19 protein-coding genes are annotated in these 22,238 nt (G+C 45.4%); 10 read left to right on the top strand and 9 right to left on the bottom strand.

Going from position 1 to position 22,238, the window contains the following annotated elements; all coding sequences use genetic code 11:
• The first annotated feature begins 550 nt into the window (after positions 1-550).
• Positions 551-898 (top strand): histidine triad nucleotide-binding protein, encoded by a 348-nt coding sequence (locus tag HFV01_RS28810; protein ID WP_006668987.1) that lies wholly within the window; start codon positions 551-553, stop codon positions 896-898.
• Positions 899-907: 9 nt separating this feature from the next.
• Here the strand turns inward: HFV01_RS28810 and HFV01_RS28815 are convergent, their stop codons facing one another.
• Positions 908-2,533, bottom strand: coding sequence for a methyl-accepting chemotaxis protein (locus HFV01_RS28815; protein ID WP_193520664.1), 1,626 nt, complete (start codon positions 2,531-2,533; stop codon positions 908-910).
• Between the two features lie 206 nt (positions 2,534-2,739).
• The gene (locus tag HFV01_RS28820) at positions 2,740-3,405 is read right to left on the bottom strand and encodes a uridine kinase family protein (RefSeq protein ID WP_006668986.1); all 666 of its coding nucleotides are present in this window, start codon (positions 3,403-3,405) and stop codon (positions 2,740-2,742) included.
• Between the two features lie 117 nt (positions 3,406-3,522).
• On the opposite strand from HFV01_RS28820, the gene HFV01_RS28825 reads away from it, so the two are divergent.
• From HFV01_RS28825 to HFV01_RS28840, 4 genes are all read left to right on the top strand, one after another.
• The gene (locus tag HFV01_RS28825; protein WP_006622702.1) at positions 3,523-4,152 is read left to right on the top strand and encodes a hypothetical protein; all 630 of its coding nucleotides are present in this window, start codon (positions 3,523-3,525) and stop codon (positions 4,150-4,152) included.
• A 440-nt stretch (positions 4,153-4,592) separates the two neighbouring features.
• On the top strand, positions 4,593-5,147 hold the full coding sequence (locus tag HFV01_RS28830; protein ID WP_006622704.1) for a PadR family transcriptional regulator: 555 nt from the start codon (positions 4,593-4,595) through the stop codon (positions 5,145-5,147).
• A 98-nt stretch (positions 5,148-5,245) separates the two neighbouring features.
• The gene (locus HFV01_RS28835) at positions 5,246-6,820 is read left to right on the top strand and encodes an efflux RND transporter periplasmic adaptor subunit (protein ID WP_193520665.1); all 1,575 of its coding nucleotides are present in this window, start codon (positions 5,246-5,248) and stop codon (positions 6,818-6,820) included.
• A 42-nt stretch (positions 6,821-6,862) separates the two neighbouring features.
• Positions 6,863-10,129: an efflux RND transporter permease subunit gene (locus HFV01_RS28840; protein ID WP_193520666.1), complete on the top strand. Its 3,267-nt coding sequence runs from the start codon at positions 6,863-6,865 to the stop codon at positions 10,127-10,129.
• Here the strand turns inward: HFV01_RS28840 and HFV01_RS28845 are convergent, their stop codons facing one another.
• Positions 10,130-10,759: a TMEM165/GDT1 family protein gene (locus HFV01_RS28845; protein ID WP_006668982.1), complete on the bottom strand. Its 630-nt coding sequence runs from the start codon at positions 10,757-10,759 to the stop codon at positions 10,130-10,132.
• Positions 10,760-11,177: 418 nt separating this feature from the next.
• Here HFV01_RS28845 and malQ point away from each other — a divergent pair, with 418 nt between their 5' ends.
• Entirely contained in the window at positions 11,178-12,695 is a 1,518-nt protein-coding gene (gene malQ, locus HFV01_RS28850) for a 4-alpha-glucanotransferase (protein WP_046318902.1), read from the top strand.
• Between the two features lie 8 nt (positions 12,696-12,703).
• On the opposite strand, the gene HFV01_RS28855 is transcribed toward malQ, so the two are convergent.
• Both HFV01_RS28855 and HFV01_RS28860 read right to left on the bottom strand, forming a co-directional pair.
• Positions 12,704-13,630: a helix-turn-helix domain-containing protein gene (locus tag HFV01_RS28855; protein WP_193520667.1), complete on the bottom strand. Its 927-nt coding sequence runs from the start codon at positions 13,628-13,630 to the stop codon at positions 12,704-12,706.
• Positions 13,631-13,642: 12 nt separating this feature from the next.
• Positions 13,643-14,416, bottom strand: coding sequence for a pseudouridine synthase (locus HFV01_RS28860; protein ID WP_006622711.1), 774 nt, complete (start codon positions 14,414-14,416; stop codon positions 13,643-13,645).
• Between the two features lie 225 nt (positions 14,417-14,641).
• On the opposite strand from HFV01_RS28860, the gene HFV01_RS28865 reads away from it, so the two are divergent.
• Entirely contained in the window at positions 14,642-15,334 is a 693-nt protein-coding gene (locus HFV01_RS28865; protein ID WP_006668979.1) for an LmeA family phospholipid-binding protein, read from the top strand.
• On the opposite strand, the gene HFV01_RS28870 is transcribed toward HFV01_RS28865, so the two are convergent.
• The 3 genes from HFV01_RS28870 to HFV01_RS28880 form a co-directional block, all read right to left on the bottom strand.
• Positions 15,331-16,221, bottom strand: a complete 891-nt coding sequence (locus tag HFV01_RS28870) for a phosphatidate cytidylyltransferase (protein ID WP_006622713.1) — start codon at positions 16,219-16,221, stop codon at positions 15,331-15,333. The two genes, HFV01_RS28865 and HFV01_RS28870, sit on opposite strands and share 4 nt — an antisense overlap.
• A 94-nt stretch (positions 16,222-16,315) precedes the next feature.
• Positions 16,316-16,918, bottom strand: a complete 603-nt coding sequence (gene cbiT, locus HFV01_RS28875; RefSeq protein WP_006668978.1) for a precorrin-6Y C5,15-methyltransferase subunit CbiT — start codon at positions 16,916-16,918, stop codon at positions 16,316-16,318.
• 59 nt (positions 16,919-16,977) lie between these two features.
• Positions 16,978-18,468, bottom strand: a complete 1,491-nt coding sequence (locus HFV01_RS28880) for an aminotransferase class I/II-fold pyridoxal phosphate-dependent enzyme (protein WP_006622715.1) — start codon at positions 18,466-18,468, stop codon at positions 16,978-16,980.
• Between the two features lie 114 nt (positions 18,469-18,582).
• Between HFV01_RS28880 and ychF the strand changes: the two genes are divergently transcribed.
• Together ychF and HFV01_RS28890 are read left to right on the top strand one after the other, a co-directional pair.
• Positions 18,583-19,674: a redox-regulated ATPase YchF gene (gene ychF, locus HFV01_RS28885; RefSeq protein WP_193520668.1), complete on the top strand. Its 1,092-nt coding sequence runs from the start codon at positions 18,583-18,585 to the stop codon at positions 19,672-19,674.
• 146 nt (positions 19,675-19,820) lie between these two features.
• Positions 19,821-20,165: a phage holin family protein gene (locus HFV01_RS28890; RefSeq protein WP_083806237.1), complete on the top strand. Its 345-nt coding sequence runs from the start codon at positions 19,821-19,823 to the stop codon at positions 20,163-20,165.
• A gap of 73 nt (positions 20,166-20,238) precedes the next feature.
• On the opposite strand, the gene HFV01_RS28895 is transcribed toward HFV01_RS28890, so the two are convergent.
• Positions 20,239-20,583: a hypothetical protein gene (locus HFV01_RS28895; RefSeq protein WP_006668975.1), complete on the bottom strand. Its 345-nt coding sequence runs from the start codon at positions 20,581-20,583 to the stop codon at positions 20,239-20,241.
• Between the two features lie 95 nt (positions 20,584-20,678).
• Between HFV01_RS28895 and HFV01_RS28900 the strand changes: the two genes are divergently transcribed.
• Positions 20,679-22,208: a YifB family Mg chelatase-like AAA ATPase gene (locus tag HFV01_RS28900; protein ID WP_046318873.1), complete on the top strand. Its 1,530-nt coding sequence runs from the start codon at positions 20,679-20,681 to the stop codon at positions 22,206-22,208.
• Positions 22,209-22,238: the final 30 nt, after the last annotated feature.

The following is a 22,238-nucleotide window of genomic DNA, read 5'->3' on the forward strand; positions in this document are numbered from 1 at the left end:
GAAAATGAGAAATCTTGACACAAAATAATTACAGCCATCTGGGTTGCACGTACTATCTATACAGTTGTTAATCGGGAAATCTAGTGGACAGTCGCAGGTGTTATTTTTCTTTCTAGCAGTAATTTTCAATCACCACCTACGACGGATTTTCGGATTTAACTTTCAACGAATACAGAGCTATTTGCTGACTAACCTCTTTTTTTTCTTATACTATTAATAACTCAAAATACAGTATTTGTAAATAGTAAAAAGTAGGATTTAGTATCCAGTTTTTGTCCTTATATATGCTTGGATGCCTACATTAGGTAGGATTAAGTAGGACAAAGTAGGATTAAGTAGGACAAAGTAGAATTTAATAGTCTGGTTTTCTGGCCAAAGCTGGCTCGGATCAGGAGTTGAGCAGCCCCTTTCCTGGCTGAGGAATTCAATAGCAATTTAGGTGTATTAATTATAGTGCCCAAAATTAAACTTTTTTTAAGAGTTCAGAGCTAATTTGCCCTTGTCAATTCGGGGGTATCATTGTATAATACGACAGTTTGGGGACCAAATTATGAGCAATTCAGAAACAATTTTTACGAAAATCATCCGGCGGGAAATTCGAGCGGATATCGTCTATGAAGATGACCTAGTGTTAGCCTTCCGAGACGTTGCACCCCAAGCACCCGTTCACATTTTGGTAATTCCCAAAAAACCAATTCCTAAATTAGAGGAAGCCAGCCCCGATGACCATGGGCTGATGGGACATTTACTGCTGAAGGTGAAACAAGTAGCCCAGGAAGCTGGGTTAACTAATGGTTATCGTGTAGTCATTAATAATGGTTCTGATGGTGGACAAACTGTAGATCATCTTCACATTCATATTTTGGGAGGTCGGGCCATGCAGTGGCCCCCTGGTTGAGGTTGATTTCTAGGTTTCCGACTTGAGATTTTGGGCAACTTGATTAAGTCGTTGAATACCGATTTTAGTTTCTCGCAAGCCGTTAGCAGTCTCAGCGGCACTTTGATTAAGACTATTCATAGCCTGGAAGACTTGGTGAATTGCTTGGGCTTGTTGTTGGGAACTCAGAGAGATTTGTTGGGAATTTAAAACCACTTCATTAACAGCCTCTAGGGTGGCTTCCTGGTTGCTAATAATCACATGATTAATGGCATCACTGACATCTGTAGAGGCTTTTAAAACGGGGTTAATGGCTTCGGTAACTTTTTCAAAGGCATTAACAGTCCCCTGGGAAAGTTCGATAGTTTGTTCTGTAGTCTTGCTACCTTCATTAGTGACTAATACGGTACTATCGATCGCCCTTTGAATATTATTAACTAAAACGGTAATTTTTTCGGCTGACTGTTTACTCTGGTCTGCCAATTTGCGGATTTCCGTGGCTACCACTGCAAAACCTTTACCATGAGCGCCAGCACGGGCAGCCTCTACAGCCGCATTCAATGCTAACATATTAGTCTGGTTAGCCAAATCAGCAGCCATATTAGTAATCATGCCAATTTGTTCAGTTTGCTGGCTGAGTCGAACAATTTGATCAGCAATAGCCTCTACTTTTTCCTTGAGATTTAACATTTTCTCTAGGGTTTGCTGTACCGCCTCCGTTTCGGACTGAGCAAGTTTTAACACCTGCTGGGCGCTTTCAGAAGAAAACTGACCGAGAGTGAGGACTTGCTGGGCGCTTTCGATGGAAGATTGAGCGAGACCCAAGACTTTACGGGCGCTTTCATCGGAGGATTCTGCCTGTTCTGCCATTGACCGGGCTGCTTCCCCTAACTCATCCATTGTAGCAGTAGTTTGATTAATTGCTCCGGCCTGTTGGCTGGCGTTGCGTTCTTGTTGTTCTGTGGTACTAGCAATCTGATTAGAAGAACTGGCAATTATACTAATACTATCATTAATAGTCCGGCTAATGCGGGAGGAAATTACCAGAGCCAAAATAATAGCTAAAGTCGCAGCTATGAACATTCCCAATGCAGCGATCATAGTGAGAGTATTCATGGCATTTTCCAACTCTCTATATTTAGCATTGAGAAGCTGTTGCTTTTGCTGGTCAAGATTTTCTCCTGTAGCTGCTAACTCACTGACACTGAGGGCTTGGGCTTGTGCCTGGGCTTGGGGTAATTGATTGTTCTCAATCAGATCAAATACGTTTCTGGAAATGCGATCAATCTCATTACCAGCTCGTCTAATTCTGGTTAATTCATCCCTCAAACTGGGATCATCAATCTGCCTCATCAAATTTTCATAATTAGTGGTGAACTGCTCAAAGCCTTCTTGATAGAGAGTTTCGTAGTCTTCTGACTGGGGAAATAAAAGGCTCATTCGCACATTTCGCAACATTTTAGAAATGCCAACAATTATTTGATCAACTCCTTCCATTTGCAGTTGAGTGGTCTCGACTGCGGCGGTGAGTTCGACGACGTTGGTAGCTTTGTAGTAGATTACTGATACTACTCCAAAAGAGAGTAAAATGGGTATAGCATATCCTATCAATATGCGCCATTGTAGTTTGATGGTTTGTCGTTTAGATTCAATCATTAATCAGTGGTGTATAAAACATTAACAGGGAAATAAAAGGCTTTCAGGTTGGTTCATCACAAGCCCATAGTTCAAAAGGTTGCTGTTGGGCTCTGGACTTGGGTAATATATATCATAAACTTGCCTATATAGGGATGTTGGAGATATATAGGCTCTGGAAATATCAGCAAGTTAAAATATTTGAGATTCAGGCTAAATAGATGAACTCAAGGGCTAGGGTCTGGCTTGAGTCCCGGCGATGCTAGTCGAAAATCGTTATTAATACTTGCTGTGGCTGCTTGTCTAGGTTGATCTCGTTCCCAGTGAATTTTTTGGGCGGGAAAGTAGATGGCCTGATATGCTTGAACTGTTTCTTGTTGAGATAAACCCTCTTGCGATCGCACAATAGCTCGTTCTAATGCGGTTTCCCAAGTACATTCAACCCAAAAAGAAAGGTCATAGTATGACTGGAACTCTTGTTTTAACAAAAAGATTCCTTCCAAGACGATTATATCAATATTGTCGAATTTATATCTATGCTTTTGATATTCTGTGGCGGTTTCTTGAGTATAATCAACGTCAATAGACACTGATCGCAGTTGGCGCAGGGGAAAGATTAATTGGCTAAATAACTGGTCGAAGCGAATCGCATATTGATAGAAGTGGGCGGCGGGGTTAGTCTGGCTAAATCTTTGGTGGGGTAGATGAAGCCACCCATCAACATTGATGCTGGCTACCCGCAGATTTCCCTGGCTAAGTATTTTGACAATTTGGGCGGCGATATAGCCTTTTCCAGAAGCATCAATTCCCGAAATGGCGACTAGGATTGCTTGCTGAGGTGACAGCAATTTACGCTGAATGGCGATCGCATCAATAATATCATTAAGATTCATGAGTTAATTTACTGCGATGTTGGTATATAATGGGTTAGCTACTAATTTTTATGGGGCTGTTAATTCGGGATTCTGTCTATCTGGTAAGGGGCGACAATCTTTACAGAGGTGAGTTCAATGGCTGAAATGACGGTAACAGATGCTTTGGCAGAATTAACGCTACTGGGTAAGCGCATAGAATCAGCTAGAACGGCTTTAGAAGGTAATACATTAATCACTGTGGTAGAAGTGGGAAAAACTCCTGTGGGCTACAGAAACCGGGATGAGTATAACACTAAAGCACGGGCGGCGGTGCAAAAAGTGGATGCTTTAATTGCCCGTCGGCGTACAATTAAAAGGGCAGTGGTTTTGTCTAATGCGGTGACCATGGTATCGGTAGCGGGGGAAGAAATGACTGTGGCTGAAGCGATCGAGATGAAAAACTTTATCGCCTATTATGAGTCAGTTCTGAATACGATGCAATCGGCTTATACTTCGGCGCGCAAAGATTTTGACATAGCGCAGGCGCGGGTAAAGGAAAGACTGGATAAATTGGCGATGGAAGTATTAGGCAAAAATGCGGCTTCGGAAAAGTATCAATCCCTGGCTGATAGTTTTTTGGGGCGGGAGGGAGTAGAAATACTTGACCCTACCAATTTGACTTGGGAATGCGATCGCCGCCAAGAGTTTGTGGAGGAGTTTAAATCCACTGTAGACCGGGTGCTTTCTATTAGCAACGCCCGCACTTTGATTAACATTCCTGATTAGCCTATTTATTATCGAGCATCAATAATTAGGTGCTGGTCTCTCGAAAAACTCTAAATTTATGGCTCAGAGATGGATCTTCTTGGCGAAGCATACCATCTCGGTTATCTGGCTTAAAGTTTAGCGGTCAACGATTAATCTTTAATCCTCAACCCTTAAACCTTAGACTGTCAACCCTCAACTGATAAAACTTAAACCTCGATTAAACCCTGGGGTTTGGTTATGGGTTCCATAAAACCTTGAGTTTATCCACCAGGCTGGGAGGTCAGCACCTTTTTATGAGATGATTGATACTGTTTTGTGGTGGTTGGTATGGGTGGATCTGCCATACAGAGGGGGAGAGAAAACCTGAGACTAAAGGCGATCGCCAACTTTTTTAGCCTATTTCTTGACTGGTAGGCGAAAATTGGCTATATTGTCAACACAAGTATCAATTTGATATAATGTTGGAACTATCTGCATTAGGGCTACTACAGCGCGAACCTTTACACGGCTATCGACTGAAGCAGCGCCTAGAGCTGTTTATGGGAAGTTGTATCAGTGTTAACTATGGTGCAATTTATCCCTTGCTGAAACGTTTGGAAGAACGGGGATATATTCAAGTTATCCTAGAAGAGGCAGGGGACGCGGGTTCGAGTCGGAAGGTTTATGGTATTACCGCGGCTGGACGTGAGCGATGGTTATACAAAATGCTAGAACAGCCACAAGAGAGCTGGGTTAAAAGCCGTTCTAGGTTTCTAATTAAGTATTTCTTTTTTAGTGACTTAAATCTACAAAACCGCCTGTTGTTGCTAGAATATCGCCTCAGAGCTTGTGAGGAAAGGATGAAATATCTGAATCATAAAGAGGTTGAATATGTGCCGATTGATTCCTATCAATTAGATATCTGGAAAAGGGCGAATTTTGTGTTGGAATCGGAGGCAAAATGGCTGAGTCAAACCTACGATAATTTGCAGCAGGAAATAGAGGGAGTGGATTCTCTGTCGGAAGATAGATAACAAATTTAAATAGCTGTCAGGTACAATGGCAGTAGACCAGGTAAATTTATCGGGTCGCTAATTTTCGAGAAAATCTTATAATCATACTACAATTTATTATGTCTTATCCATCATCAGAATCATCAAACCCGAATTATCATGAGTCTGTCGTGGCAGTTGAGGGGATACCTGAACAGTCACAAAGAGAAGACCAAAAGCAGATAGAAAGCGATCGCCATTCGCAATCAGAACCTAGTAATAAATCCAATTGGGTATCAGCCACGGTAGGAATATTACTCGCCCTAGGAGTAGGCTTTGCTGGGGGTCAGTGGTGGTACTCTAGTAAAGCGCAAGCGGACACTACCCCAGCGGCGGCGACTAATTCCCCCCAAAGACCGAGGGGAGTTCCGGTGAGAGTCAGCAGCATAGAAACTAGGAACTTTCAGGACGCTGGGGAATTTGTGGGAACGCTACAAGCGCGGGAGTCGGTGGAAGTAAGATCGGAAATAGACGGGAGAATCACCCAAGTATATGTTAGGTCAGGAGAAATAGTAAATCAAGGGCAGGCGATCGCCCGTTTAAGAAGTGATGACCTAGAAGCGCAACTGCGACAAGCCCAAGCCAACCTAGTACGAACCCAAGCCAGAGTATCAGAATTACAAGCCGGAAGTCGCCCGGAAGAAATTGCGGAAGCCCGTGCGAGATTAGGGGAATCTATCGCCCGCCTAAGTGATGCGGAATCGGGTAGTTTACTGGCAGAAATCAATCAAGCGAAAGCCCAAATAGATGCCAATATAGCAGCAGCAGAATTAGCGGAAAAACGGGTAACTAGATTTCAAGAACTCACGGAAGCCGGGGCAATTTCCAGAGATGAATTTGATGCTTTAGTGTCGCAAAAACAAACCGCCCAAGCCAACCTGAGAGCATCCGAAAGACGACTAGAACAATTGCAGCAAAATCGCCAATCAGAAATAGCCCTGAGACAAGCGGGAGTCGAACAATCTGAACAGGCGTTAAGACGATTAGAAAGCGGCACGAGACCCCAAGAAATCGACCAAGCGGAAGCCCAAGTAGCGGAAGCCGCCGCCCGTGTTCGCCAGTTAGAAGTGCAGCTACAAGAGACGACTGTACAAGCACCTTTTACGGGGATAGTTGGTGATGTGACGGCGAGACCGGGAGACTTTGTGAGCCGGGGTGGGACCTTAACCACCCTCACAGAAAACGATCGCCTAGAATTGAGATTATCTATTCCCCTAGAACGCCAAGGGGACCTACGAGAGGGACTAGCAGTAGAAATGCAAGACCCCCAAGGTGAACCTATCGGAACCGGACGCATTAGCTTTATTTCCCCGACGGTAGATCCTAATTCTCAAAGTATCTTAGCCAAAGCGACATTTACTAATCCTGACGGACTCCTCCGTACTGGTCAATTCGTGAGGGCGCGGGTAATTTGGAATGAAAAACCAAACACAGTAGTTGTACCCATGACCGCCGTACAATTTTCGGGAGATGAAAGGTTTGTATTTACCACGGAAGGGGGAGAAAATCCCACCGCCAAAAGACAGGTAATTCGCTTAGGTTTAATTAGGGACCAATATGCGGAAGTGGTGGAAGGTTTACGACCGGGTGAAAAACTGATAGTTTCCGGTATTCAAAGACTGTCAGATGGTGCAGCTATCAATCCTCAAAATTAACTGGGGTCGAGTCCAAGAGTCAATAAATAGTGAGGGTTAATTGTGTTTACCAATTTCTTTATCAAACGTCCTGTTTTTGCTACGGTCTGTTCCCTGGTAATTATCCTAGTCGGTTTTGTGGGATTCACCCGACTACCTGTGCAAGAATTTCCCAGCATTGATCCTCCGATTGTGAGAGTTAGGACGACCTATCCGGGGGCGAATGCGGAAGTAGTAGAAACGGAAGTTACGGAGATTCTGGAGGCGGCTATTAACGGGGTTCAAGGATTAAGAACCATGACCTCCTCTAGTCGAGAAGGGCTAAGTTCTATCAATGTTGAGTTTGAATTGGAACGGGATTTAGAAGTAGCCGTCCAGGATGTTCTCTCCCGTGTGTCTAGGGCGACGGGGCGACTACCTTCTGATGTGAATAACCCGGTAGTTTCTAAGGATGGTAGCGACGACGATCGCATTATGTGGATTGCCATATATGGCGATCGCTTTAGCACATTAGAACTCAGTAATTATGCCGACCAATTCCTGAGAAACTCCCTAGAAACTGTTAACGGGGTCGGTAGTATTTTCATCGGTGGGGAACGTCGCTACGCCATGAGAATTTGGCTAGATGCTAAACGGATGGCTGCCCGCAATGTGACCCCCCTAGATGTAGAAAATGCCCTACAGAGACAAAACGTAGAAATCCCTAGCGGTCGCATCGAAGGTGAGACCATGGAATTTCCCGTCCGCACCCTAGGAAGACTACAAACCCCCCCTGAATACGAAGACCTAATTATCAGACGCAACCCCGACGGTACACAAATACGCATCGGAGATATTGGCTATGCAGAAATCGGCGCAGAAAGCGATCGCACCATTGCCAGATTTAGGGGTCAACCCGCCGTTACCATAGGAGTTAGTAGACTTTCCGACGCGAACCTTTTAGAAGTGGCTACAGGGGTTAAGGAAAGAATGAAAGAACTTTCCCAAAACTTCCCCGAAGGCATGAATTATACCGTAGCAGTAGACTACTCGGAATTTGTGCAAGTTGCCATTGATGAAGTATGGCAAAGTCTCCTGTTAGCCATATCCCTGGTGGTGTTAGTCATCTTCCTATTTCTGAAAAACTGGCGGGCTACCCTAATTCCCACCATCACCATTCCCGTTTCATTAATTGGCGCATTTGGTGCCATGTTTTTTCTGGGATTTTCCATTAATGTATTGACCCTATTTGCCCTAACCCTAGCCACCGGATTAGTGGTAGATGATACCATTGTGGTTTTAGAAAATATCGTCCGCTATATTGACGAGAAGAAAATGCACCCTTTCCAGGCTGCCATTCATGCCATGGGGGAGGTGGTATTTGCTGTAATTGCCACTACTGTGGTGCTAATTGCCGTATTTGTGCCAGTCAGTTTTTCCGGGGGAGCAACCGGACAGATTTTTAATGAATTTGCCATCACCCTAGCCATTTCTGTGGTCTTCTCATCCTTCGTTGCTCTCACCTTAGCGCCCGCTGTTTCGGCGATTATCTTAAAACCATCCCACAGCAGTAAAAACCTGTTGATGAGGCTGCTATCAGCCCCTCTGAATGCCTTTGATTGGCTGCTCGATCGCATCGCGAATATCTATGATGCCAGTTTGCGATTGTTGATCTCATTTAAACCTGTGATTTTGCTGGGATTTGTAGCATCTCTGGGTCTCACAGCTTGGCTATTTGTACAATTGCCTCAAGGGTTTTTGCCAACGGAAGATAGGGGGCGGATTTTTGTGCCGATTAATGCTCCCGAAGGAGCCAGCCTCAACTATACTAATAATGTGGTTAAGCAAGTTGAAGAAATCTTGGCTGATGTCCCGGAAATGCGGGCATTTTTTACCCTAACCGGATTTGGGAGAGGCGCAGCCCAAGCTAACCGAGGCTTTGCTTTTACTAGCCTTGTCCCTTGGTCAGAACGTACAGAACCGGAACAGTCTCAACAGGCGATCGTGCGACGTTTATTTGGCAAGTTTTCGCAAATTACCGATGCCATGGTATTTGCAATTAATCCGAGTTCACTACCAGGAAGTCGCCTCGGTCAACCTGTACAATTTGTGCTTCAGGGAAATGATATTAGCGAGTTGGCACAAGTTTCGGAACAATTGGCTATGGCGGCGAATGAATTACCTCAGTTGGTCAATATGGACACCGATTTAAAGCTGAATAAGCCGGAATTGGTCTTAGAGGTAAATAGATCCCAAGCCGGAAATTTGGGGGTTTCTGTGCAAGAAATAGCCCGGACTTTGCAAATTATGCTGGGTGGTCGGGAAATTACCAATTTTAACCGGGGAAATCAACGTTATGAAGTGATAGTTAGGGGACAGTCGGAATTTCGGGCTAGTCCTGAAGATATTGGGGAAATATCTGTGCGATCGGAGTCGGGTCAAATGGTCCCCCTCAGTAATTTGGTGACTATCCGTGACTCGACTCTACCACCGCAAATTAACCACTTTAACCGCTTCCGGTCGGCGACTTTAGAAGGTAGTGCCGCCCCAGGATATAGTCTCGGTGAAGCCTTAGAAGCACTCCAAGATCTAGCCGATCGCACTATTCCTGAGACCATGAGAACAGACCTAGCTGGAGAGTCCCGCGAGTTTAGTCAAGCTGGAGACGCGACAATTTACATTTTCGGGTTATCCCTAGCCTTTATTTTCCTAACTTTGGCGGCGCAGTTTGAAAGTTTTGTGGATCCGTTTGTGATTTTATTAGCGGTCCCCCTATCCCTATTAGGTGCTTTTGGGGCGCTATGGTTTGCTGAATTGGAGTTAAATATTTATAGCCGCATTGGTTTGATTATGTTAATCGGACTTTCGACTAAAAACTCGATTCTCATTGTGGAATTTGCTAACCAACTGCGAGAAATGGGGCGGTCTATTACTCAGGCGGCGATCGAGGCGGGAAAAGTCCGTTTTCGACCCATTTTGATGACGGCTTTATCGACTATTTTTGGGGTCATGCCTCTGGCTTTTGCCACAGGTGCGGGTGCAGTTAGTCGGGTTTCTATTGGTATGTCCGTCATGGGAGGAATGCTGGTTTCCACTCTACTGAGTTTGTATATTGTGCCAGTGTTTTATATCATTGCTACCACTTTACAGTCCCGTTTAGTGGGTGATAAACACCCCGCCACCCGTCAGGCTTCAGAACCTGTGTATTATGCCCCTGAAAATGCTAATGGTAACGGCTACACTATCATAACTGGCAATGGCAATGGCAATGGCAATGGCAATGGCAAAACTACGGTTAATAAACCTTTAGAAACAGCCCCAAAATCCAGTCATGATAGTTCCCAAAACTGATTAAACGGAAACGTTTTCGACACCATTAATTAAAGCCACCAAGCCGAAAACAATAAATAAACATCCGCTAACGGCTGTAATGGTGCGTTCGGAAATGCGACCCGCAATTATGCGGCCTCCCAAAACGGCGATCGCAGTTGAGATACTATGCCCTAAAATCACCCCTGATATTACTCCCACGGGGTGATAAGTGGCTGCTAAAGCAATGGTAGCAATTTGAGTGCGATCGCCCCACTCCGCGAGGAAAGTTAAAGTAAACGCTTCCAGCAATATCCGCAGCTTCGACTTATTATTAGCTAAATTTGACGCGGCTACTGCCTTCCTAGCCTCCTCTTCTTCCTCACCACAGGACTGAGAGGACGGCATTTTACTTGCTTGGTATAACAATTTAATTCCAAATAAACCAAACAGGGAAATCGTCGCCCAGTGCAGATAAATTTCCGGCAAGAAAGCCACCACTCGACCCATAACCACAGCAATAATTGTCATAGATGCCAAAGCTGCCACCACCCCGGTAAAAACCAGCCTTCTCGGGTATCGCATTGACAAAATAACAGCAATAAAAAAGGTTTTGTCACCTAATTCCGACAAGCTAATCAATAAAAGTCCCGCCGTAAATGCAGTTAACATATTATCAGTGTTTCCTCCCCTTGAATAAATAGGACATAGAGCCGATAATTAGCGCCCCAAGCATTGTATCATAAAAATCCGATTTTCGTCGCAATTTACGGTTAATAAATAGGGCATTTCATAAATTAATCATCTTGGTTTCATCGAGGTTTCACAATTCCGGCAATCCGGTAATATCAACCCATGAAAGAGTAGGTAAGATGATAGTGATTATGAAGAGTCCCACTACCAGAACCGAGAGCGATCGCCCTAGAGTTTGGACAGAATCAGCTTTTAATTATGCCAAATCCGTCCCTAGCAGGAGTAAAATGTAGGACAGGGGATGGTATTTTCCTGATGGCAGGTGGATCAAGAAGCTGTGCCGAGAGGACAAGCCACCCTGTCACCAGTGGAAACAATTATATCTTTTAGGTTTCTTATGTCATTTCAGCCCAGATCTAGCGGCATTTTATTACACCCTACCTCCCTACCAGGTCGATATGGCATCGGGGACATAGGGCCGAATGCTTATCAGTTTGTGGACTTTCTCAGAGACAGTCACCAACAACTGTGGCAAATCCTGCCCCTAGGTCCAACCGGGTTTGGAAATTCTCCTTACCTTTCCTATTCCGCCTTTGCGGGAAATCCTCTGTTAATCAGTCCTGATATGTTAGCCGAGACCGGACTACTGACAGCAAAAGATTTAGACAAAATCCCCACCCTACCCACAGATATGGTGGATTTTGACCGGGTAAGAGAACTGAAAACCCCTCTATTTCTTAAAGCCTTCCAGAATTTTCGGAAACAGGAACCATCAGACCTTCATCGCGAATTTGATGAATTTTGTGGCCAGAAAAGCTACTGGCTAGATGACTACGCCTTTTTTATGGCTCTCAAAGATGCCCAAGACGGGGCGAGTTGGCACACTTGGGATGATGAAATTTCCCGGCGCAAGCCAGAAGCGATGAAAAAATGGCAGGAAAAACTGAGCGAAGAAATCTTTTTCCATAAGTATCTGCAATTTACCTTCAATCGTCAGTGGGCAAATTTGAAGCGCTACGCCAATGAACAGGGAATCCAGATTTTTGGAGATTTGGCGATTTATGTAGCCCATGATAGTGCGGATGTGTGGTCTCATCCCGAAATTTTCTGTTTAGACGGAGAAACGGGAGAGGCGGCGTTAATGGCAGGAGTCCCACCCGATTATTTTAGCGAAAGTGGGCAACTGTGGGGTAATCCGGTTTATAACTGGGATCGCCTTAAACAAAATGGGTTTGATTGGTGGGTGCATCGTATTCAATCAATGTTGGATTATGTAGACCTTATTCGGATTGACCATTTCCGGGGTCTGGAGTCTTTTTGGGCAGTTCCCCAGGGGGAAACTACTGCCATGAATGGTGAGTGGGTAAATGCACCGGGAGAGGATCTATTCCACACCATTGAGGAAAAGTTAGGGCGACTGCCGATTATTGCTGAAGATTTGGGGATTATTACGCCAGAGGTGGAAGCCTTGCGGGATAAATTTGAGTTACCGGGTATGAAGGTGCTGCATTTTGCATTTGATTCAGGACGGGATAACCCCTATTTACCCTATAACTACACTTCCCCTAATTGGGTGGTGTATACGGGAACCCATGATAATGATACGACTGTGGGTTGGTTTAATAATCGATCGCTTAAACAACAGGCTCATGTAACTCGTTATTTAGGTTATCTAGGTGAGGTGCTAAATGATGGCATTCACTGGGATATGATTCGGCTGGCTTTGTCATCAGTGGCTAATCAGGCAATTTTCCCCCTACAAGATGTGTTGGGATTGGGAAGTGAGGCTAAAATGAATAAACCCAGTACCGCTGAGGGTAACTGGGCTTGGCGTTGTGAGCCTGGGTTGCTAACTGATGAAATTGGCGATCGCCTGAAGTTCTGGACAGATACCTATGGACGCGCGCCTAGATAAAAGGTGAACTAGGAACTGGGAATATCGGCGGTTTCATCGCTATTCCCAGCCTTAAATACCGCTTCTTGCACCATTCCCGGTTCTCCCAAGCGTCTGGCTTCGCCGTTGTTGACCTTCACCAATACGCCTCCGGCATTTCCGGCCACTACCACCACTTCAGTTTTAGCTGTCCAGGTTTTTTGAGTGCCACCGGGTAATATTCCCTGAAATTCGGTTTTTCCGTCTATTTCAATCAGTACCCAAGACTCATCCTTAACCACTATTCCCACTTCAACATCCTGAATAATAGGTTGTGGTGCGGGTGCGGGTGTCGGTGCGGGTGCGGGTGTCGGTGCTGATGATTCTGCTACCACTACGGTAGTGGAAGATTGAGACACTAACTGACTCTGTGGGGGGGATGGTGTTGTGGTTACCGGATTTGGCTGTGGCGTGACCACAGTATCCCCACTAGCTGATTCTGTCTGTGTAACTGCTAATTCACCGGATTGGGGAACCAGATAAGACAGCGCATTAACGGCACAAATAATCAGTAGAGTATAAGTTAGATACAGATGAGTTGGCCGTAATTGTGGCAGAGACAGCAATTTAAGCGATCGCGCCAGAGTCTTTTCCCCAGGTTCCGGTAAAAAGAAATTGGCTAACTCCTCTCCATTCAGCCCCAAAGCATCCGCATATTGGCGAATCAGACCCTGAGTATAAATAGGTTCAGGTAGGTTATCTATTTCACCCTCTTCGATGGCTTGGAGTAAATGGGTGCGAATACGGGTATAAGCTGCCACCATACCCAAGGAGAAGGAATTTTTCATCCTGGCATCACGCAACTGTTGACCAATATCTGATAGGCGTTGTGCCTGGTCATGATCAACTCGATTTTGTGGTTGCTTGTGATTTTCGGATCTATTTTGAAAAATTGGGTGAGTAAGAGTTAATTTCATAAGCCATGATCCTCAAGAACAACTGCCAGATTTCCAGACACAGACTCGATTCTTTAGCAAATGCACTTCAGAGTTTTTCAGGGATCTATATTCACCTGAAGCTAATTCAGGTTTCCCAGTCGAGTTGAGATAAATAGGCCCAATTGCTGTCCGATGCAGTTGAACCACTGGATAACCGAGAGCCTCTGCTACTCGCCGAATCTGTCGGTTTCTCCCTTCTCGTAAAACCACTTCTAGCAAAGTCTGAGAGCGGCTCGGTTTCCCGATGGGCCTAACTTGAGCTGGTAATGTGTTTTTACCAGATAGTAGGATACCTTGTCTCCACTGTTCTAAAACAGATTCTGGAGGACAGCCTTGGACTAGAACTTGATAGGTTTTAGCTACATGATAACGGGGATGGGTTAAAAGAAATGTCAGTTCACCATCATTTGTGATGAGTAATGCACCGGTTGAGTCGCTGTCTAAGCGACCTACGGGGTGCAGTCCCTGTCCGACTCGCATTTGACGCGGCAGCAGGTCTAAAACCGCTTTTCGGCCTTGGGGTTCTGCACAGGTGCAAACTACGCCTAGGGGTTTATTTAGCAGTAGGTATAGGGGTTGGGGTTGACTGGAAGGGTGCAGTGCGCGTCCGTCAATTTCAATGCGATCGCATTTGGGATCTGCTTTCTGGCCTAAATAAGCGCGATCGCCATTTACTTTGACCCTTCCTGATAGTATCATCTCCTCGGCATGACGACGAGAGGCGACTCCCCAGTGAGATATGATTTTCTGTAGCCTTTCATTCATAGAGGTTGACGACAGGGCATCCCTTATGGATGTTGGATTACAACGGGGTGATTTGCTGGGTAGAAGGCACTGATTTTCCTTAACTATGGGAGTTATAGGAGTTTCCGTAGTAGTGGATCAATCTGTAGGTGAGACTGACGAGTTAGATTCTTGCATATATCTATGCTGCATATACCAATATTACAACAATTCTTGATTTTTTGATAACAAATTAACAGCGAGATTATGACGGGGACTAAAACTGAGGAAAAGAAACTGATCGCAACGGTTCTATCGGCGGCGCTACAGCTTTGGTTGCGATCGCAAGTGGAGGGGGTAGAATCTTTAAAAATCCACGTCGGAGGTGGTAACCGATCGCTACTAAGGGGATCTATTCCCACCGTGTCCGTCTCAGCCAAGGCTGTGATTTATCAGGGCTTGCATCTTTCCCAAGTGGCTTTGAGTAGTTCCGGTATCCGTATCAATTTACGTCAGGTTCTCCAGGGTAAGCCTTTACAGCTTCTGGAAGCGATCCCGGTTGATTGTGATTTGCAAATTCTCGCCTCGGATCTTAATGCTTCCGTGAGTTCGCCACTTCTAGCCAATGCCATTACCCAACTGCTACAGTCTCACTTACCACTGACTGAGGGAACCCTCGAACATCTGCAATTAAGGCTCAATAGCGATCGCCTGACGTTAAATGCTGATTTAATCACAGATTCCCATGGGGCGATCGCCCTTAGTTTAGATAGCCAATTACAGCGGATCAGTTCCACCCAACTGTTACTACACCAGCCCTATATCAAAGCCGATCCCCTCATTAGTGCCACTGTGCTAGAGTCAATTCCGATTGACTTAGGAACTGATGTAGATATTGAGGATCTGAGTATCAGTAAGGAACAGCTTACCCTACGGGGGAAAATTTGGGTCAATCCCTAGGTTTTGAATAAAGGTAGCACCAAGGTGACAAAGTAATAGACTAGGGGGGCGGTAAAAACATAGCTATCAGCGCGATCGAGAATGCCGCCGTGACCGGGGATGAGTTGACCGGAATCTTTGACTCCAGCATCGCGCTTCATCATTGATTCGGTCAGGTCTCCCAAAAGACTAGCTATGCCAATTATAATACCCAGGGCGAAACCTGTCCAGAGAAACTGCGGCCATTGCAGAAACCAAGCACCAGCGATCGCCACTCCAATGCTACCTAAAATCCCGAATATAGCGCCCTCTACGGTTTTTTTGGGGCTAATATCAGAAAGTCGGGTCCGCCCCAAAAATTTCCCAAAAATGTATGCGCCAATATCCGCCGCCCAAATGCAACCAAAAGCCAGCAGACTGGCGGTCAATCCTTCAGTGAGGGTATAGGATAAATCCCACGATGGCGGAAAGTATCTGAGTTGAGGTAGGTTAGTGGTGACATGGGTTAACAGGGGACTGGAACCATCTAGCCCCACCCGTAGCCTAATCCAATAACTGGGTAAGTATCCACCATAAAACAGACCCAAAATGGAGGCGGCAATATCAGCAATGCTAGAGATTCTGGGTTGAAATAGCAAGTAGAAGCAGATCAGGGTTCCGGCTAGAGCGAAGATAGCATCTACTAGGTTGGGGGCGATCGCCGCCGTAACTAATAGGGCTTGACTGACAACTAGGGTAGTTTTCCCGGCTGGTTCGATGCCTTTAGCCCGCACCAGTTGAAAGTATTCTAACTGACCTAGGTACACAATCACCCCAAAGCCGAGGGTAAAGTACCATCCCCCTAGGGTTAGCATGAGCAAGGCGAGGGCGATCGCCACAATTCCACTGATGACACGAGACCAAGACATGGTTGATTAACAAGTGAACTGAATAGCAAATTGGCAAAAGATGACAGAGAAGTTACCCTGACCGCCTAGGGTAGAATAAGGGGTAATTTCCGCATTAACTGATTTTCTCACCACTAAGGATAAACATAGGATCAATTGCTACTAAACTTTGCGATCGCCCTCGACTCTCCAGGCGGTTAATGGAAGATTGGACTACCTCCACATTCCGCACCTGTAATTGAGCAAACCCTTCCGAAATTAGGTACAAGGTCTCTAAATTTGACGCAGTGGCTACAAGACGGCCTTGGGGCTGTAAATATTGCCACACCGTAACTAGAATATCTTTGATGGCTTTTCCTCCCTCTAAACAGACGCGGTGGGGAAGGTTCTTGAGTCCATGCAAACAGTCGGGGGCGTTTCCTTCAATGACATCTACATTGGTGACACCGAAGCGATCGCAATTAGTGCGGATCAGATTAGCCACTTCCCCATCTCTTTCCACGGCAATAATTCTACCCTGGGGACATAATAAACCAGTTTCTACCGCAATGGTTCCAGTTCCCGCCCCAATATCCCACACTATACAATCTGGCTGTAGCCGTAGATAGGAAATCAACAGCAATCTTACCTCCCGTTTACTCATGGGAATTCCTGGTAAACGTTCAAATAGGTCATCGGGAATGCCTGGGGTAATATAAGGCCAAAGTGGGGAAGACATAAAATAATTGGTGACTTGTGCTGCTAGGGGACTTGAAATAGAAAGCCAGGGCGGGAGTTTCAATGATCAATTACCCGCAGGGTTGCTAAGGTATTATCGCTACATCCGGTAATTTCTCCCCCCAAGGCTTGTACCTGTTGCAAAAATGCGATCGCTTTTTTAGATATAGCTTCCCCCGGCCACAAAATTGGCACACCTGGGGGATAGGGACAAACACACTCAGCGCTAATTTTACCCGGACAGTCTGGAGTTGGTAGTGAGATGGTTTTGGCAAAAAAGGCATCTCGGACAGACATCGCCGAAACCTCAGCTATGGGGGTAGCAAAGGCTGATATAGTATCGATCATCTGCCAGTCCTGCTGGTTTAGTGTGGGGGAATTTTCTAGTTCTCCAGATACAGCCTGCTGGCTGAGAAATGCGAATCCCTTAATCATCTGATCGATATCCCCTTGGCTGTTGGCGGGACTGATGATCATCGTCAAGTGTTCGAGATCTGGTAACTCAGCAGTTACCCGAAACTGTTGATGCAGAATTGTGTCTGCTTCATAACCACTTAACCCGCAGTCGCTGACCTTAACCGTTAACCGGGTTGGGTCTAAAGCAACACACCCAGCAGTTACCGGGGGATGATAGACCCGTAAACCGGGTAAGTTTTCTAATTGAGTTTTTGCCCTCTGTGCTAATTCTAGCGCTTCTGTGAGCCTTTTTTGACCCTGATTGACCATTTGATGGCGGGCTGCATCCAGAGAAGCTAACAGCAGATAACTGGGGCTGGTGGTTTGTAGCATTTGTAGGGCGTTATCCAGACGGGTGAGGTTGATGCGATCGCCTTTAATCTGTACCATTGAGGCTTGATTCATTGCCCCTAGCACTTTATGGGTAGATTGTACCGTTAAATCAGCCCCGCATTGTAGGGCGCTTGGGGGTAGTTGCTGATGAAAGTGAAAATGTCCGCCATGGGCTTCGTCTACCAGTAGGGGGATGTTATAGTTATGAACTATGGTGGCTATGGCTGCTAAATTACCACAGATGCCGTGATAGGTGGGATATACTACCATCACGGCTTTGATGTCTGGGTGTTCATCTAGGGCTTGGGCGATCGCTTTTGGGGTCAGACTCAGCGGTAAATGCCAATCCTGGTCATATTCAGGATTAATAAAAATAGCCCGCGCCCCCGATATCACTAATCCTGAGATTACCGATTTATGAATGTTTCGCGGTAGGAGAATTTTGTCTTCTGGGTCACAGGTCGCTAAAATTGACGCGATAATCCCCACCGTTGAACCATTGACCAAAAATCTGCACAGGTCGCCCCCAAACGCTGCCGCTGCTAATTCCTGAGCCTGTTTAATCACTCCCTCCGGTGCGAATAGATTATCTAATTCTGGCAATTCTGGCAAGTCCGCCCTAAATACTTGCGACCCGAAAACCGCGGCCAAAGATTCGGGAATTCCCTGTCCCCGCCGATGTCCTGGGGTATAAAAAGCCGCACCCGGTGTTTCCGCCGCTTGTTTAAGGGCTGTTAATAGGGGAGTTTGATTTTGATCCATAATTGATCCACATCCACACAGGTCGCAGATTCCGGCTGATCTATTATTTAGATTTTGACTGTTTACTGGTATTATAACATATATCCAACCACTATAAAAATTTTATAGAACTGTATGCTTACCGCCGGAATTGTAGGATTACCTAATGTCGGAAAATCTACTCTTTTTAATGCCCTAGTTGCTAATGCTAAAGCCCAGGCTGCTAATTTTCCCTTTTGTACCATTGAACCTAATGTCGGGGTCGTCGCGGTTCCTGATGAACGTTTACAGGTATTAGCTAAAATTTCTAATTCCGAACAAATTGTCCCTACCAGAATTGAATTTGTTGATATCGCTGGACTCGTGCAAGGTGCTAGTCAAGGGGAGGGATTGGGTAATCAGTTTCTCTCCCATATTCGGGAGGTAGATGCGATCGTTCAGGTCGTCCGCTGCTTTGAAAATGATGATATTATTCATGTGTCCGGTTCCGTCGATCCGGTGCGGGATATTGAAATTATTAATCTGGAATTGGCTTATCGTGATTTGTCTCAGGTAGAACGTCGCATAGAACGCACCCGCAAACAAGCCCGCACTAGCAAAGAAGCCCAGTTAGAATTGGGTGCTTTAGAGAAAATTTCCGCCGTCTTAAACGATGGAAAATCTGCCCGTTTGGTCGATTTATCTGAAGAAGAAGCCGAGGCGATTAAGGGCTTGGGTTTATTGACCAGAAAGCCGATTATTTATGCTGCTAATGTGTCCGAAGATGATTTGGCTACCGGTAACGAATGGGTCGAAAAAGTGAGAGCGATCGCTTCCCAAGAAAATGCCCAAGTTGTGATTATATCCGCTCAAGTAGAATCAGAACTTGTAGAACTTTCCGACTCCGAAAAGCAGGACTTTTTGGAATCACTGGGAGTGCAAGAAGGCGGTTTAAAATCCCTAATTGCGGCTACCTATAAACTCTTAGGACTGAGAACATTTTTGACCACCGGACCCAAAGAAACTCGCGCCTGGACTATCCACGAGGGAATGTCCGCACCCCAAGCCGCCGGAGTTATTCACTCTGATTTTGAAAGGGGTTTTATCCGCGCCGAAACCGTAGCTTATCAAGACTTAGTTACTCATGGGTCTATGAATGCGGCTAAGGATAAAGGCTTAGTCCGCAGTGAAGGTAAGGAATATATCGTCCAAGAGGGGGATGTCATGTTGTTCCGATTTAATGTTTAATAGAGTTGGCGGGAGATTTCTTTCAGGGGTGAGGTAGAATTACTCAACTCAAGGCTGGCGGGTCATGGCTGATTAATTAGTAACACATCTCATCAAGAAATCCTCCGACCATACAACTTAATACTGAGGTCTAAATGATGGGTCTAATGAATTTAATCATTGCTTGGTTGGTGACTGCGGTCAGCTTATTTTTAATTGCTAAACTCAGCAAATTTACCGGGGTAGAAATTGAAGACTTTAAAAAAGCCTTAACATCCTCCGCTGTTTTCGGGTTATTAAATCTCTTAGTCCGACTTGCTGTCCCTCTGACCGTGGTTTTTTCGAGTTTCATTATCACCTTATTGTTGAATATGGCGATTTTTGGACTAGCGGCTTGGCTAGTGAGAGGTTTCTATCTCCGTCGGGGTATTTGGAGTGCTTTAATTGGCGCTTTGGCTTTGAGTTTCATTAACTCGATTTTATACGAAGTTCTCGAGAATGTTGGGATTTAAAGAGAGAGGTCAACTGAAAAGTTAGTGGCTATATGGGAATGGCTTACTCCCTTATAGCCATTAATTAGGATGGTTAGTGAGGCGATTTCGGTTGAGTTTTGAGAATCGCACTTTTCAAGAGTTCTTTATTAATTGTTGTGGGTGTAGCCGCCGCAGAATTAGCGCCAGGACGCGCCGTAGCCGCTGGGAAATGGGAAGTTTCCGTAAAATTCCAATGATTGAGAATGTCCAATTGTGCATCAACAATGGGATCATATTTTTCGTACCAACTAGCGATCGCCGTTGATAAAGTTTCGATATCATCTGGTAAAGGTTCAATTAAAGTCAGCAGTTCTTGACATTTAGCATCAGTGAACAATTTAGGCTGAGTTGTCAGGAGTTTAATAAACGCTTCTAGGTTTTGCTTATAGAAAGACATAGCAGTTAGTTAAGATTTTCTGAAATTTAGGATAATACTTATCCTACTAATATACCATAAAAATAGCCATCCTACAAGTCATCAATAATTGTATTATGTTAGCGAGAGTTTGGAGTGCGTCCGTAGTTGGTATTGATGCGGTAAAAGTCGGAGTTGAGGTAGATCTTTCGGGAGGACTCCCCAAAATCATTGTTTTAGGTTTACCTGATACAGCGGTTCAGGAGTCGCGGGAAAGGGTGAAAGCCACCCTCAAAAATGCTGGTTATAGTTTCCCCATGGGAAATATAGTAATTAACCTAACTCCCGCCGATTTGCGGAAGGAAGGGCCTTGTTTTGACCTCCCGATAAGTATTGGTATTTTAGCAGCTTCCGAACAGATAAAAGCCGATTTATTGGGAGATTTTCTGTTTTTAGGGGAAGTATCCTTAGATGGAAGTTTGCGTCCGGTAGCGGGGGTATTACCTATCGCAGCCGAAGCGCAAAATATGGGAATTACTGGCTTAGTAGTTCCCGAAGACAACGCTAGGGAGGCGGCGGTAGTTCAGGGGGTTTCGGTGTATGGTTTTAAGTCGATTTTCGAGGTAGTAGATTTTCTGAATAATCCCGACAATCATCAGCCCATCAGGTTAGATAGTTCGCGGATTTTAGCTACCCCAAAATCCACTAATTTAGACCTAAAAGATGTTAAAGGACAATCCCACGCCCGCCGCGCCTTGGAAATTGCTGCCACCGGGGGTCATAACCTCATTTTTGTAGGTCCGCCAGGTAGTGGTAAAACCATGTTAGCGAGACGTTTACCAGGTATTTTACCGCCGTTAAACTTTGAAGAAGCCCTAGAAGTTACCCGCATTCATTCGGTAGCGGGACTGTTAAAAAATCGGGGAACTTTAGTGAGCGATCGCCCCTTTCGTAGCCCCCACCATTCCGCCTCTGGACCCTCTTTGGTAGGTGGTGGAAGTTATCCCAAACCGGGGGAGATTTCTTTAGCCCATCGCGGCATTTTGTTCCTCGATGAATTAACCGAATTTCGCCGGAATGTTTTGGAGTTTTTAAGACAACCCCTAGAGGATGGATTTGTCACCGTCACCCGCACCCGTTTATCAGTCGTTTTCCCCTCCCAATTCACGTTAATTGCGAGTACAAATCCCTGTCCTTGTGGATATTATGGCGACCCCATACAAGCCTGTACCTGTTCTCCTCGTCAACGGGAACAATATTGGGCAAAACTATCAGGTCCTCTGATGGATAGGATTGATTTGCAAGTAGCAGTTAACCGACTCAAGCCGGAAGAAATTACCCGCCATTCCAACGCGGAATCATCAGAAACTGTACTAGAAAGAGTCCAAAAAGGACGGGAAAGGGCTTATCATCGATTCCAAGATGAACCCCATTTACAGTGTAATGCAGAGATGCAGAGTCGCCAAATTCAGCGGTGGTGTCAACTAGACCAGGGGAGTTGTCAACTTCTCGAAGCAGCTATCCGCCGTCTAGGACTGTCGGCGCGGGGAAGCGATCGCGTTTTGAAAGTAGCCAGGACGATCGCCGACCTAGCGGGAGAGGACAACATCAAACCTAACCATATTGGCGAGGCTATTCAATATCGCACATTAGATAGAATGCAGTAGAATAGATAATAGATCTCCACTGTGGTATCA

Origin of the sequence: Limnospira fusiformis SAG 85.79 (assembly GCF_012516315.1) — a bacterium.
Lineage (GTDB): Bacteria > Cyanobacteriota > Cyanobacteriia > Cyanobacteriales > Microcoleaceae > Limnospira > Limnospira fusiformis.